General features: G+C 48.6%; 12 protein-coding genes. 5 read left to right on the top strand and 7 right to left on the bottom strand.

Annotation, left to right across the window (positions count from 1 at the left end; genetic code table 11):
• Positions 1-396: 396 nt before the first annotated feature.
• From CVV54_09860 to CVV54_09870, 3 genes are read right to left on the bottom strand one after another with little or no spacing between them, the layout of a single operon-like run.
• Positions 397-762: a lactoylglutathione lyase gene (locus tag CVV54_09860; protein PKL03578.1), complete on the bottom strand. Its 366-nt coding sequence runs from the start codon at positions 760-762 to the stop codon at positions 397-399.
• A gap of 33 nt (positions 763-795) precedes the next feature.
• The gene (locus CVV54_09865; GenBank protein PKL03579.1) at positions 796-1,287 is read right to left on the bottom strand and encodes a hypothetical protein; all 492 of its coding nucleotides are present in this window, start codon (positions 1,285-1,287) and stop codon (positions 796-798) included.
• Positions 1,262-2,620, bottom strand: a complete 1,359-nt coding sequence (locus CVV54_09870) for a hypothetical protein (GenBank protein PKL03580.1) — start codon at positions 2,618-2,620, stop codon at positions 1,262-1,264. Before CVV54_09870 ends, CVV54_09865 begins: the two co-directional genes overlap by 26 nt.
• A gap of 175 nt (positions 2,621-2,795) precedes the next feature.
• On the opposite strand from CVV54_09870, the gene CVV54_09875 reads away from it, so the two are divergent.
• Genes CVV54_09875 through CVV54_09885 form a run of 3 tightly spaced genes read left to right on the top strand, consistent with a single transcriptional unit; the run spans position 2,796 to position 6,091 of the window.
• A complete protein-coding gene (locus tag CVV54_09875) occupies positions 2,796-4,175 on the top strand; it encodes an MATE family efflux transporter (GenBank protein PKL03581.1) in 1,380 nt (459 codons plus the stop codon).
• A complete protein-coding gene (locus CVV54_09880) occupies positions 4,175-5,539 on the top strand; it encodes an MATE family efflux transporter (GenBank protein PKL03582.1) in 1,365 nt (454 codons plus the stop codon). Before CVV54_09875 ends, CVV54_09880 begins: the two co-directional genes overlap by 1 nt.
• 12 nt (positions 5,540-5,551) lie before the next feature.
• Entirely contained in the window at positions 5,552-6,091 is a 540-nt protein-coding gene (locus CVV54_09885; protein PKL03583.1) for an NAD(P)H nitroreductase, read from the top strand.
• Positions 6,092-6,106: 15 nt separating this feature from the next.
• Here the strand turns inward: CVV54_09885 and CVV54_09890 are convergent, their stop codons facing one another.
• Positions 6,107-6,841 (bottom strand): hypothetical protein, encoded by a 735-nt coding sequence (locus CVV54_09890; protein ID PKL03584.1) that lies wholly within the window; start codon positions 6,839-6,841, stop codon positions 6,107-6,109.
• Positions 6,834-8,015 (bottom strand): F420-0--gamma-glutamyl ligase, encoded by a 1,182-nt coding sequence (locus CVV54_09895; GenBank protein PKL03600.1) that lies wholly within the window; start codon positions 8,013-8,015, stop codon positions 6,834-6,836. Before CVV54_09895 ends, CVV54_09890 begins: the two co-directional genes overlap by 8 nt.
• Before the next feature lie 110 nt (positions 8,016-8,125).
• Between CVV54_09895 and CVV54_09900 the strand changes: the two genes are divergently transcribed.
• Positions 8,126-8,311, top strand: a complete 186-nt coding sequence (locus tag CVV54_09900; GenBank protein PKL03585.1) for a hypothetical protein — start codon at positions 8,126-8,128, stop codon at positions 8,309-8,311.
• Positions 8,312-8,987: 676 nt separating this feature from the next.
• Positions 8,988-10,466 (top strand): transporter, encoded by a 1,479-nt coding sequence (locus CVV54_09905; GenBank protein ID PKL03586.1) that lies wholly within the window; start codon positions 8,988-8,990, stop codon positions 10,464-10,466.
• A 489-nt stretch (positions 10,467-10,955) separates the two neighbouring features.
• On the opposite strand, the gene CVV54_09910 is transcribed toward CVV54_09905, so the two are convergent.
• Together CVV54_09910 and CVV54_09915 are read right to left on the bottom strand one after the other, a co-directional pair.
• Complete coding sequence (locus CVV54_09910) at positions 10,956-12,080, bottom strand: aminotransferase (protein ID PKL03587.1); 1,125 nt, start codon at positions 12,078-12,080, stop codon at positions 10,956-10,958.
• Positions 12,081-12,504: 424 nt separating this feature from the next.
• The gene (locus tag CVV54_09915; protein ID PKL03588.1) at positions 12,505-14,166 is read right to left on the bottom strand and encodes a phosphoenolpyruvate carboxykinase; all 1,662 of its coding nucleotides are present in this window, start codon (positions 14,164-14,166) and stop codon (positions 12,505-12,507) included.
• Positions 14,167-14,303: the final 137 nt, after the last annotated feature.

Below are 14,303 nucleotides of genomic sequence, written 5' to 3' on the forward strand. Positions count from 1 at the left end.
CCGTCTTTACAGAACAACTGAAATACTTACATCAATATACGAGGCGTATATCAATACGTTGAGGTGAAGGAGCATCGCATGTTGCTAAGTCAGCGCCGCGATTTTAAGGTCTTTACGATAGTCCCATATCGCAATTGGGGCAGATCGTGGATGATGACGACGCAATGCGCAGCGGAGTTTCACGAAGGCGTATATGAATACGTCGAAGTGAGGCTCCGCAAGCCTTGCTAAGTCAGCGCCGCGAGATGCCCCAATTGCCGCAATTGCCGGGAATTGGGATTTAGAGCAAGTGATAACGACGCAACACGCAGCGGAGCCTTCCGAAGGCGTATACCAATACGTCGAAGGAAGGCTCCACAAGTGTTGCTAAGTTAGCGCCGCTATAAATTCCAATTCCTATCTGCGGAGGGGGACAAGCTCCAGCCAATACCCATCAGGATCCTCGATGAAATAAATGCCCATATCCTTATTCTCATAACATATGCAGCACATCTTTTCATGGTGTGCGTGGGCAGCTTCGATATCCTTAACTGTGAAAGCAAGATGGAATTCAGCTTCTCCAAGGTCGTATTTTTCTGTCCTGTCGTGAAGGTACGTTAGTTCAAGCTGAAAATCTGTCTCTCCGTCACCGAGATAGACCAATGTGAAATCAGGTTTCTCGACCCGCCTTACTTCTTTCAGGCCCAGGGCTCCTTCGTAGAATTCCATGCTTTTTTTCAGATCAAGGACATTAAAATTAAAATGTGCAAATCTTGCTTTCATTAGGATCACCCTTTTTATGGTAGTAGTGTATCGTTATTCCTTAAGGCCTTTCTCTAGTTCCGTGCAGAAAAGTTTTACTGTTTTGAAAGCTCTTGTCAGCTCTCTTTTGCTTAGTGAAGAAAGGGCCTTGATCTCCCATTCGTGAAGGTCTTTTACCAGCTTTTCCGCAAGGTCTCTCCCTTCCGTGGTAAACCTTATCACCTTGCGCCGCCTGTCTTTTTCATGGGGGAATCTCCCGATGACAGACTTTCTTTCCAGCGCGTCGAGGGTCGCTGTCATAGTTTGCCGCGGTATCCCCAGATAGTCGGCAACCTCTGCAGGCTCGACTCCTTCAGGCCTCATATAGAGCTCCTCGATCAGGGTCATCGCACTGTTGGAGATGCCATGCTTCTGGGCCCAGCATGTGTATACCCTGTCATAGCGGCGCCATAGGTCGGAAAGTTCAAGCAGAGAATTAATTTCTTTATTATCCGTCTTTTTCATATGCCTGTATCGCCCCCTATATATTTTTATGAGCAAGGACATCCACTGAGACACCCCTTGATTCAACGAACCAGATAGTAACTAAGATAGCAGAGAGTACGATATTTGCAAAGGTCATAGACAGCCAGACACCGTCAAGTTTCCAGAATAATGGAAGCAGCCACAGGAAGAAGGGCAGTATTATCAGGGGATCGACGTATGTCAGAAACGACGAATTTCCGGAACGTCCTATCGACTGGTAATACGATGCACCGACCTTCGCGATCCCCACGAAGGGGAACATCGGTGAAGCAAGTATCAACCCTCTTGTTGCTATAGCCGCGGTAGTTCCGCTCATTGAGAAAAAACCCGGAATATATCCTGCAGAGACCAGCAACGCAGCAGAACAGAAGAGTCCTATCCCGAAGGCAGACGAAAAACCCATCCTTACAGTCAATTTCCTTCGTGCCGGCAGGGATGCGCCGTGATAATAACTTATTAAGGGCTGTATGCCTTCTGCCACACCTTCCTGAAGCATTATTCCGACAGGTATCACATAGCTTATCACTGAATATGCCGCTATGCCCTGTTCTCCTCCGTAAACAAGAGACTGCCAGTTATGCATGATCATAGTAAGGGCCGCAGCCATCTGTACACCAAAGGGAGGTATCCCCATGGTTATGATCCTTCCCGAAAAAACCAGAGATCTCCATACATTTTTAAATCTCAGCCTGACATTGGAACGGCCTCCGATAAAGTGATAAAAGAAAAGTACTGCAGTCAGCAGCTGTGAAAGAACTGTTGCCCAGGCCGCTCCCGCTACCCCGAAAGGAAATACAAGTACCCAGAGCCAGTCAAGGATGATATTCAGCACAAAACCGGATACCATTATGTACATGGATTTGCGCGGATAACCGTCGTTTCTGACCGCTCCGAGCAGGCCCATCGTGAATATCTGCGTGAAAGAAAATAGAAGCAGTATCAGGCCATAGACTAAAGAGAGGTGTGAAAGCTCTTCTGAGACATTAAAGGTTCCTATGAGCTTCGGCAGTGAGATGCCGAATGACAAGGATACCAAAAGGGAGGCAAGCACCATGAGCATCACCATTGAAGTAAGTATCCTCTCTGCAAGCCTCTCTCGCCCTCTTCCCCTGCTTATGGAAAGAAGAGCTCCTCCTCCGATCCCTATCCCTGCTCCCGCAGCTGTGGCAAACAGAGTGAAGGGATAGGCAATACCTATCGCCGCCAGACCTGAGTCTCCTGCTCCCATCCCTACAAAAAAACCGTCAACTATCGTATATACACCGCTCAAAAGCTGGGATGCGAGGGCAGGAAGTACAAACCTGCAGAAAAGAAGGGACATATCCTTATAATTTTTGGCTTTAAGGGCCACCATACTAACAACTCCATATAATCCTATTTCGTATTATCCATATATGGATTTTACAACATTTTACTATTTTGTCAACATGGATAAATGAGCAATACTCTCGATTGCGGTAAAAAAGATAAGATGCTAACCTCACTATTGTATTTGACCGGAAACTGAAAAATGCGAAACGGGGTAACTTATGAGAGAGTGCGTTCAGGAAACATGCGAGATACAACATCTTAATATGACGACACAGCCGATACCGGGTCTGGTGATAAGGCTTGCCGTGCCGACTGTCATAAGCATGCTCGTGACGGCTTTATACAATACAGCAGACACTTTCTTCGTTTCAAGGCTTGGAACGAGCGCCAGCGGCGCAGTCGGCATAGTCTTTTCGATAATGGCGATCTTCCAGGCTATAGGCTTTACTTTCGGGACAGGCGCTGCCAGTATGATATCCAGAAAACTCGGCGCCCGGGAGACCGAGGCTGCGAGCAGGTATGCCTCCAGCTCTTTTTTTCTGGCATTTGGGTCAGGCCTGATTTTCACCCTTTACGGACTCTTTTCCCTTGATGACTTTATGTTGAGGCTCGGATCTACAGAAACGATCCTTCCCTATGCAAAAAGCTACGCAATGTACATCCTGCTTGGCGCGCCGATAATGTGCACATCTTTTGTCATGAACAATGTGCTCAGGGCTGAGGGCAAGGCAGCTTTCGCAATGGTCGGACTTGTGACCGGAGCCCTGCTCAATATAGTGCTGGATCCGATATTCATCTTCACCTTCGGCCTCGGCATATCAGGGGCAGCGATCGCAACGCTGATTTCCCAGTGCATAAGTTTTTCAATTCTTCTCTCTGTTTTCATACTCCGAAAGAGCAGCATAAGGATCAGCATCAGAAACATTTCAAGGAAACCGAAAGAATTTTTCGACATCCTGACCCTTGGTACCCCCTCTCTATGCAGGCAGGGACTTGCAAGCATAGCAACAGTGGCCCTCAATGTTGCTGCCTCGGCATATGGCGACGCCGCTGTAGCCGCCATGTCGATAGTGGGACGCACATTTATGCTCGTCTTATCCATGATGATAGGCCTGGGACAGGGGTTCATGCCTGTGTCCGGATATAACTACGGCGCGAAGAATTACGCCCGTGTGAAAGAGGCGTTCTGGTTCACAGTGAAAACCGGCTTGTTGATAATGGCAGTGACAGCAGTGACCGGTTTTGTGATGGCGCCTGGGATAGTATCGGCATTCAGGAGAGAGGACGCAGAGGTCATCGCAATAGGGACCCTGGCCATGCGGCTCCAATTTTCTGCCCTCATCCTACAGCCGCTTTTCGTATCGACAAATATGCTTTTTCAGTCAACGGGGCATGCAGCAAGAGCGACCTTTCTTGCCTGCAACAGGCAGGGAGTATATTTTCTCCCCCTTATTCTGATCCTGCCATCACTATTCGGCATAACAGGAGTCCAGATAACACAGCCCATATCAGATATACTGAGTTTCCTCACATGCATCCCTTTTTTGTATCTTTTCATGAAAAAGCTGAATAAGCTTGAAAAAGAAAAAATTTCCTGATGGCTGAAGGCGTGCTGCGTTTTAAGGAACGATCTCTGACTGAGGGAAATATAACCCCGCAGCTTATAAAATTCGCGCTCCCTTACATGTCTGCGAACCTTCTCCAGGCACTTTATGGAGCGGTCGATACAGTGATAGTCGGGCACTTCACAAACGCGGCGGGACTTTCGGCCGCCGCAATAGGAAGCCAATTCATGTTCCTTATCAACGGCGTCATAATCGGTCTTTCAATGGGAGGAACGATCCTGATCGCCAGATATTTCGGTGCAAAATCAGATACTGACATCAAAGAGACTATAGGGACAATGTTTACTCTCTTTGCTATTGTAAGCATTGCTCTGACCCTGATAATGTTTGCTGCCGTAAAGCCTCTGGTAAGCCTTATTCAGACTCCCCCTGAGGCAGTCTCCCAGACAGAGGGATATATTTTCATAAGCTCCGCGGGCATTTCTTTTATGTTTGCATACAACGCACTCAGCGCTATGCTGAGGGGGTTCGGGGATTCCAAAAGTCCGCTTGTCTTCGTTGCCATAGCATCAGTCTGCAACGTCATAGGCGATCTGATCCTGGTCGCTGTCTTCAAAATGGGCGCTCCCGGCGCTGCACTGGCTACAATACTCTCCCAGGGGCTGAGCGCAGTCCTGGCTGTTATATATCTGAAAAAACAAAGTTTCCATTTCGACTTCAAGCTCGACAGTTTCCGCATCAAGAGAGAAAAACTTAAAAACCTGCTCAAAATAGGGCTGCCTATGTCTGTCCAGATGTCAATGACAACAGTTTCATTCATGTTCATAATGGCCACTGTAAGTGTGATGGGTGGCGTTGTCGCATCCGCTGCCATCGGTATCACCTCAAAGATAAACGGGTTTGTAATGCTCCCTCCCATCGCCTTTTCAGCTGCTATTTCTGCAATGGTCTCGCAGAATATGGGGGCCGGCCGGCCCAAAAGGGCAATAAAATGTCTATACGTCGGGATCTCGGTCACGTTGATATTCGGAGTGATATCGTTTGCCCTGCTTCAGTTCTTTTCTCCGGCTGTAATAAAAATATTCACTCCTGATATAGAGCTGATAAGAGCGACTTCCCTCTACCTGAAGTCGTTCAGCATCGACTGCATCCTTGTATGTTTCGTCTTCTGCCTCAACGGATTTTTCAACGGATGCGGGCACACGAGGTTCAGCATGGTCAACAACCTGATGGCCGCGTTTTTGATAAGAGTTCCTGCAACCTGGCTTTTAAGCAAAATTCCAGGAGCAGATCTCTTCAGCATAGGCTTCGCGACCCCCATGTCATCACTGCTCTCGATCACCATAGGTATAATATATCTGAGAAGCGGAAGATGGAAAAGTCTTAAACTTTCATAAGGAGATGAACGTATGCAGAAACTGGATGAAATAATTTTGAAAAGGCAAAGCTGCCGGAGCTACGAGACAAAGCCTGTGACAAAGGAAGATATAAGCAAATGTCTTGATGCCGCAAGACTGGCCCCGTCGGCCTGCAACAGCCAGCCATGGAAATTTACAGTGGTCACTGAACCGGAAACGAAAGCGAAGCTCGCCAACCTTCTGCAGATCGTGGGAGGAAACAAATTCGCAGACGCGGCTCCGGTGCTTATAGCAGTCAGTGAAGATGAATGCCCCAAACTTATGCCGGGAGTGCTTGAGAGATGGAGCTGCAAACACTTTGCCCATGGCGACATCGGCATAGCAATAGCACACTTCACGCTGAAGGCTGCAGAATCAGACCTTGCAACATGCATAATGGGAACCTTTGAGGACAGTGATGTTAAGGAACTGCTCAACATCCCCAGGGGAGACACTGTACGGGCGGTAATTGCCCTCGGTTATCCGTCGGACGATAAGATAAGGGATAAAAACAGGAAAGAACTCAGCGAGATAGTCCGTTTTATCGATTAAAAGAAAAAGCTCACTCTATTTCCAGAGTGAGCTCAGTTTGGCATATTCTGTATCATCTTCCATGTGCCGCAGTGAGTGCAGGAAACGCCTGCCCTCACTGCAGAGCATTTCCTGAGTGAGGCAGCGCACCCGGGTGCGCGGTATGGCGTGTAAGAACTCTGACTCCACATGAACAGGCGCAAGCCCTTCGCTGACTTTATCCGGCACAGTATCCAGCGCCCAGTTGAAGAAGACCGCATGGTTCGTGTGGTCATTGACGTCAAGATCCTGCCAGCGCACCTTCCACTTCTCCTCTATCTGCGGATCTGTCAGTTCCGGCACTCTCACGTCCTCGGGAAGCACTTCCGAGATCCTCTCCATGAAACCCGTCATCAGCTCGCTCTTGTCGAGACGGATCGGCCTCTCTCTCTTAAGGTCCAGCAGGACCCACCATGTATAGGCGGAACCGAGGAAATCGCCCGCTCCGTTCCACAGCTTGTAAGAACGGAGGGAGTAAAGGTTATGGTAAGGTTCCGCATAAGTCTTGATCCTTATCGTCCCATCCTCTTTGAGGGGGTATTTCTGAAGATCTATACGATACTTCCTAAGGAACCATGTCACATTGTGCTCAAGGGTCTGCCTGACAGAGAGATTGTATTTTGAGGCATCGATGTCCGCCATCTCCTGGAACATCTCCAGGAGAACTCCAAACTTCAGCCTTCCTTTGGGGTCGATCCCGCTGAAAGGGATCTGGTTTTCAATTTCAGTCATCGAGGTAACAGTCGAAGTAACCCTGTATATATACTACCGGGGTGCCTTTGTCCCCCGAGCCCGAGGTAAGGTCGCAGAGCGATCCGATAAGGTCCGTCATCCGCCTCGGAGTGGTCCCAAGCGTGCAGTGTCCGAACTTGTCCATTTCGCCCTTCGACTCAATGGCCTCGCGGATCGCATCAGACGGGTCCTTGTCCCCTGCGTTGTCTGCAACATACTTGAACTTTATCTCCTTTGGCATCCCGTTCAGGCCCTCTGTATAACCGGGCGACACCACAGGATCCGCCAGCTCCCATATACCGCAGACAGGATCTTTGAAAGCTCCGTCTCCGTATACCAGCACTTCGAGCTTTTTGCCGGTACGGTCAAAAAGATCCTTCTGGAGCTCTCTGACAAAGTCATCACAATCCCTGGGAAAGAGTTTCACAGAGTCGTCGTTTGTATAGTTGGATCCAAGCAGGCCGTACTCTTCATTGAAACCTGCCCCATCCCTTATGGGTGAGCTGCATATCTCATCAAGCGAGATCACATTTGCCCCTGCTTTTTCAAGGATATCCCTGTGGAGCTTCCTGGTATGTATACTTGCCACTATCACTGTATTTGAGAAACTGAGCGCAGCAAGGGGATTATTGGCGAAATGTACGGATACCTTTTCAGGGTCTATCGATTTGTAAAGCTGCACGTAATCGACGCCGGTAAAGGGATGTCTGCATTCCCCGAAGACCTCGTAATACTCTTTTTCATCAAAGCTGTCGCAGGACAGTCTGTCACTGTTGAGGTAAAAATTCATCGGATCAATGACCTGGTTGCCAACTTCATCCGATGGATAGGAGAGAAATACACGAACCTTGCCCCTGACACCGTTCACTATCCCCCTGAGCAGCTGATGAAACCTGTTTCTGCTCAATATGGGGAAAATGATGGAGACATCACCTTCCGGGACCCTTTTTTTTACATCCTCAGATATATCAGAAAGGGTCACATAATTTCCCTGAGACCGTGCAACAAGTGATTCCGTCACTCCAACTATATCACTGTCCCTGATAACGAACGGATCCCTCTCATTTTCAGATGCGGCAACGATCGTATCGGAAATTATATTTATCAGATCTGCACCTTTAGTTATTACCGGCAGACGGATACCTCTGGAAGCTGCTCCAACATAGCGCATGATATCTTTCCTCCCAAAACGGGCATATTTTATAAAAACCAACTATGTATTTTACCATGAATTGCAGGATGAAACACCCTGCGGGAGTCGGTCGGTAGTCGGTGGGGAATCAGTTGGGAATCAATTGGAGGGACGGGAACGAGAAACACCCACGGGGGAATTGCGGCGTGGATAATGCCGCGGTGAATTGGGACTTAACTGCGATCGGGAAGTGCGGCGTGAATATGCCGCGCGAAGTGGCGATCTCATCGCCGGGAAGCGGTTGGGAAGCAATTGGTCAAACGGTTGTAAGAATTTGAGATACTAGCTTCTTATCGTCTTCCCGGTATGGGGTTGTCGGGAGAGCACCGTTTTCCATCAGGAAACAGCGCTCTCCTGACAGGCCCATACGGGAATGACCTAAAGGGTCCAGATTTTACGATAGTCCCATATCGCAATTGGGATTTAGAGCGAGTGATAACGACGCAACACGCAGCGGAGCCTTTCGAAGGCGTATATCAATACGTTGAAGGAAGGCTCCGCAAGCGTTGCTAAGTCAGCGCCGCTATAAATCCCAATTGCTATTGACAGCAAGGGGGAAGTGGCTGTATTATCTCGTGCAATCATTATAAGATCTGACTTCAAAAAACAAAGGAGGCTCGCGAAAATGCCGGCTGATATGTTCAGAAACGTTTCCTATTATTACGCATATTCTTATCCTCGCTGCGATCACGCCTCGGGGCTATTGGTGTTTTCTGCGAAGTCTGAGTCAGCATAGGGATATTTCTGCTGGATGACACTTCAAGGACCGCCGACCCGAGGGCCGGCGGTCCTTTTTTGTTGATCACACGGATCTGCATTTTATACCAAATGTAAAAAATTGATCGGAGGAATTATAAATGTTAAATACTGATATGTGGGTAATAGTTTCAGGGGCTTCGCTTTTGTGGAGTGCGGCATGGTCGATAATGAAGATCATCAGGTCGGTGAAATAAAATGTTTACTTTTGCCCCCCTCTGGATCGGATACGCTGTACTCCTTGTCCTTATAGCCAAATACTCAAGAAGCAGGGACGCGCTGCTTCCGGGAAAAGTTGGCGTAGCTGTTCAGGCCCTTGCATATGTCGCCACATATATTTCTGCTGTGGCGCTGGTCGGGTTCGGCGGCCTCTGTTACATCTTCGGGATGCAGATGCTCCTGATCGCGGCGGGCAACGTCTGGCTCGGGACATGGTTCGTCTACCGTTACCTCGCATGGCCTACAAGGCTGTGGCAGAGGAAGCTTAATTCAAAAACACCGGCTGAATTCCTCTCAAAGGCATTTGAGACCCCGAAGCTGCAGGTATTCCTCGGCTTCATATCGACAGTACTGCTTATAATTTACGGTTCAGCAGTATTCAAAGGCGCAGCAGTCATGGTCTCCGGAGTACTGCCTATCTCCACAAACACCGCGCTTGCCCTCCTTGTGGCCGTTGTAGGGATAAGCGTCGTCTGGGGGGGGCTGAGGGGCGTTCTTTACACTGAAGCCTTCCAGGGGCTTGTAATGATAGTCGGAGTCGGTGCCCTTCTCTTCTCTCTGCTTCGAGAGGTTGGCGGTCCGATAACAGGTCTCCAGGCACTGGCGGCGCTTCCTCCTACAGAGGCTGCAAACAACGGTTTTCTGGCGTTGAGCAGCGGTCCTGCCGGGCTCAATATTATCTTCCTTACCATAGTGACATCGGTCGGCATCTGGGCACAGCCTCAGATGATACAGAGACACTTCGCCCTCAAGAGCACCCAGGAGACAAGAAAAGCTGCTCCGCTGGCTATGCTTGCGCTCTCTGTCGTGGTCGGCGGAGCCTACTTTGCAAGCGCGCTTTCAAGGCTGATCCTGGGACCCGGGATAACAAATCCTGATATTGTACTTCCCACGCTGGTACATAAACTTCTTCCGGTATTCGGTCAGCAGCTTTTTGCCCTCGCGATAGTATCGGCATCTCTCTCCACAGCATCCGCACTTCTGCATATAGCAAGCGGAAGCCTCGGTCGTGACGTATTAAAAAAACATCTGACAGGCTGGTCATGGAGAATAGTAGTCATCTTCTGTACAGCATGCAGCGGCATATTCGCACTAAAAAGCTCCTCGATAATCGCACTTATATGCGCAACAAGCTGGACCATACTGGCTTGTTCGATACTGGTCCCCTATCTTGCGCTTCTGATCCAAGGACCGAAAGCAGGCTCAAAGGCGGCCTTTTCCTCATCAGTTCTCGGCCTGGCTGGGACCTTAGCATGGTATCTGCTGGCCTACAAACCCACATCGATGGGAATAAGCGGGATCTCAGCTCCCGGGATCATAGGGGCGATACACCCCATTCTGCCCGGAGTTGCATCATCTTTTACCGCATTCATTCTCTTTGCAAAAAAAGGAACTTTCACGATGCCCGCACTTTCCGGGTCCGCGGCCGCGTCTGAGGAGGATATGCCCATTAGATAGTGAAGCGGCGATCTTTATCGCCGTGAAGCGATGGTGAAACAGTGGTGAAGCGGTCGTAGGGGCGAGCGGGAAAAACCTCGCGGGAGTCAGTTGCAAATCAGTTGGTAATCAGTTGGAAGGGCAGACAAGCAATTGGCAAGCAGTTGGCCAGCGGTCGTTTTTTTAAAAACATAGCTTAGCAGTCGCTAAGCCGTGGCTGAGCTGTGGCTGAGCCATCGTAGGAGCGGGCGTGGAAAAGTCCGTGGGAGTCAGTTGCAAATCAGTTGGGAATCAGTTGTTAAAGGCAACCGGGAAGATCACCGGCGGGAATCCAGGTTTTGTTTTGCTTCACGCATCTAATCGTCGTCCTCGACTGGGGAATTCCGGGACGACGGATATTTTTAAGGTTCTACGACCGACTCCCAATTGATTCCCAACAGATTTGCAACTTACTCCCCGTGAATGCATTGCTTGTTGTTAAGTCAGCGCTGCTATAAATTCCAATTGCGTTTATAGAGTGTGAAGAAAGGCAGTTACCGCCTCAAGCCCTTCTATCAACACTTCCTTTTTTGGAGCATACCCTATGCGAAAGTGGTTTTCGAACTCGAAGCAGCTTCCGGGGACTACGAAGGCGCCGTTGTATTCGAACATGCGCCTGCAGAATTCTTCTGACTCCATATCATAGTCGTACTTGATCAGCGCTGTCGTTCCCGAGTTCGGGACTGTGAAGCTGAGGCCTTCTGTCTTTTCGACCCAGTCTGTCAGGATTTTTTTGTTCTCCAGAATGATCTTCATGTTACGTTCGAGTATCTTCTTCTTATTTTTGAGGGCTATCAAAGCGAACGCATCGTCGATCATCCCGCAGCTGATTATGTTGTAATCGCGGTGTTTGAAGCATTCTTTTATAAATTCCATATTTGCGGTCACCCATCCAAGCCTCAGGCCTGCAAGCGAGTAAACCTTCGACATGCTGGAGGTGCCGACGCCTTTTTCATATATGTCGGCAATAGAGGGAACAGAGTAGCTTCCTTCGTGCTCAAGTCCACGGTAAACTTCATCGCAGACGACCCATGCCCCAACTTTATCGGCTATTTCAGCGATCTCCTGCATCACCTTTTCACCGAAACAGGCGCCGGTGGGATTGTTCGGGGTGTTGATGACTATTGCCCTGGTATTTGATTTGACAAGGGACCTAAGTTTGTTCATGTCGGGGATGAATCCGTCCTCCGGTTCTGTCCGAAGCCGCCTTACCTTGGCTCCAAGGGATTCCGGAAGGGAGTATAGCTGCTGATATGTGGGATAGACTGCCACCACCTCATCTCCCGGCCTGACCAGGGAGAAGATGGCGAGGAAATTCGCTCCTATCCCGCCGTTTGTTACTATAACGTTATCGATCGTTTTCTTTTTATGGTAGAGCTTGGTTATCTCTTCCCTCAGGTCAACGCTTCCCGGAATTGCTCCGTAGGTAAGCTTAGTCTCCGCAAGCCTTCCAAAGAACTCGTCTCTTTCTATAGAAGCAATATCCAGCAATTCTCCGACTTTCAGGGATTCCACACAAGTCTCCGCGATGTTGTATTTAGCATCATCCTCGTATTTATTCATCCACTCTTCAACTTCAAAAGCCTTGATCTCCACGTCGATTCCCCCCTCTAAATACGGCTTAGCAATAGCTAAGCGTGGCTGAGCAATAGCTGAGCAGTCGTAGGATCTTAAGATCCGCTCCCTCTTTGCCGTCCCCGGACTTTGTCATTTTGTCGTCTCCCTCGAGTGCTCCTGTCGGGGGCCCAGTGGCTTTGTTTTACGCTATTACTGCGTTTGCAAGACCCTAAAACAGAAGACTCTGGATCCCGGCATCTCAAAACGCATTCGAAATGGTTCGAGCACTATGGTTAATTTAAAAAGTTTTCCTAACGGAAAACGGTGCTTTCCCGACAAAGGCATACCGGGAAGACGATGATGAATGAGTCGGGGGACGACGGTGCTTTTGGTTCTGACGACAGCTCAGCAACCGCTCAGCTATTGCCCAGCGATCGCTCAGCCGCCTTTATATATTGAGGAACTATTTTTTCAGGTAGTCTATGACTGACTGAATCGCATTCAGCGCATCCGGGGGAAGCGCGTCCATGCCGCCAAGCTCTGTCTGTCTTGATTTTACAAATTGCATCCTGTCGTTCATCCTGTTTATAAACTGCTGTTTGAAAGTCCAGTTTTTGAAGTCTACATCGAATCCGGGGATGTTAAGAACTTCCATTCCGGGTATCCCGCCAAAGGGCACGAATTTTGCCTTGCCTTCGACGATATCTTCCAATATCTTAAGAGTTGTATTTTTTTCCACCTTCTTGTCAAGGAAAGAACCGGTGTTGAGTATGTAGCAATCGACTCCGTCCTCAAAAAGAGATCTAAATCTTATGTAGTCCATCGCAAGGGGATACGTTCTGAACGGGTTGGCGTAGCTCTCTATTACCAAGGCATCGGGGTCTACTCCAGGAGCGAGCCTCTCCGCGGAAGTCCTTCTTGTTGCAAGTGTGGCACCCATTACCGAGGCAAGTGAGTTTCCGGTTATCTTAAGCACTGGCGGGATCGTGGGATCTTTCATAAGCCAGAAGATAGCATTAAGCGGCTCGTCTATCCTGTCTATCCTGTTTGGCGACCAGAACCTTGATTTCACCGCACGTCCGTTGCCATTCCTTATGTCTTCGCTTACAACGAAAAGCTTGCCTGCTTCGTCAACTACGACTCCGCAATTCTGCAGGGAGAGGAGATACTTATTATCCTCACAACCCATCGGGTAGTCCTGCATCTTGTCAAAATAAGCAGGTTCAAGAGCTATTGCATATTTTTCCTTTACATTGATCACTACTGCGTCATCATGAAGCACTGTGACATCGTACTTGTCCTTATGTTTTGCATGTGTCAGTGTGGATTTTCCTGAACCGGAAAGACCGAAGACTGCCATGACAAATTTTTTATCGCTTCCATCCTTCAGTTTGTATCTTTTGACCCCTCCGTGGCATGCAGCGTAGCCGTTTCTGGCGCCAACTCCCCATGCAAGTGTCAGGGTACCCTTCTTGAACTCTCCGAAATACCTCATTCCGAGAATCGCAGCACAGTTCTGTTCCGGGGAGAAGAAAGCAAGACCGAGTGGATAATCGGGATGAGTCCATTCAGGATCTATAAATACATAGAGGTCCCCGTCTTTGGGCAGTTCCCTCGAATTTGCATAGCGTTCCCTATATTCATCGTTCATATATTGGAAATTCAGCATCCAGTTGTAAATGGAATTCTCAAACTTCTCAGGAACCATAACATTTGCCTTGACCATAAAGTCCTCTTCAAGGCCAATAACGGCTTCCGCTGAGTAAAATTTTCTGAATCTGGAATTGTAAATTGCCTCTCGAAGAAGTGTTGCATACTCAGGGACCGAAACATTGGGATAACCAACGATCCTTCTTGCCGCTGCGCATCTGCCGAAGACTGCTCCGTCGTTGAAAAGAAGTACGTTGGCTCCTTCGGGAAGTCCCAGCTCTGTAGGACGAAGAACAGGCATTCCGGTAAGCTCGATAGCACCCGGACTGTTCTTTGCAAGTTCATAAGCCTGGCAGAGATCTTTGATCTTAATGACATTGTTTCCGTAGAAAGCTGTCTCGATAGTGGTCCTTATAGGAATGGAGTTGAGTTTTTTAAAGCTCTCGAGATCCACGAAATGCCCCTGTGTAGCCATTGAAAATTTCCTCCCCGGGAAATAAATGATATTTTTGCACAAAAAACAACTGCGGCGTTTTTACCGCCCTGTCTATAGCTTACAACAATAAAAAAAATTGGCAAGAGTGATGGTGCAAATTATACAATTTACTGAAA

Source organism: Synergistetes bacterium HGW-Synergistetes-1 (genome assembly GCA_002839185.1).
Lineage (GTDB): Bacteria > Synergistota > Synergistia > Synergistales > Synergistaceae > Caenicola.

What these genes read in the sequence shown, in the direction of transcription:
- CVV54_09860 (PKL03578.1), bottom strand. Translation starts at nt 762, where the DNA reads ATGAAAGCAAGATTTGCACATTTTAATTTTAATGTCCTTGATCTGAAA.
- CVV54_09865 (PKL03579.1), bottom strand. Translation starts at nt 1,287, where the DNA reads ATGTCCTTGCTCATAAAAATATATAGGGGGCGATACAGGCATATGAAA.
- CVV54_09870 (PKL03580.1), bottom strand. Translation starts at nt 2,620, where the DNA reads ATGGTGGCCCTTAAAGCCAAAAATTATAAGGATATGTCCCTTCTTTTC.
- CVV54_09875 (PKL03581.1), top strand. Translation starts at nt 2,796, where the DNA reads ATGAGAGAGTGCGTTCAGGAAACATGCGAGATACAACATCTTAATATG.
- CVV54_09880 (PKL03582.1), top strand. Translation starts at nt 4,175, where the DNA reads ATGGCTGAAGGCGTGCTGCGTTTTAAGGAACGATCTCTGACTGAGGGA.
- CVV54_09885 (PKL03583.1), top strand. Translation starts at nt 5,552, where the DNA reads ATGCAGAAACTGGATGAAATAATTTTGAAAAGGCAAAGCTGCCGGAGC.
- CVV54_09890 (PKL03584.1), bottom strand. Translation starts at nt 6,841, where the DNA reads ATGACTGAAATTGAAAACCAGATCCCTTTCAGCGGGATCGACCCCAAA.
- CVV54_09905 (PKL03586.1), top strand. Translation starts at nt 8,988, where the DNA reads ATGTTTACTTTTGCCCCCCTCTGGATCGGATACGCTGTACTCCTTGTC.
- CVV54_09915 (PKL03588.1), bottom strand. Translation starts at nt 14,166, where the DNA reads ATGGCTACACAGGGGCATTTCGTGGATCTCGAGAGCTTTAAAAAACTC.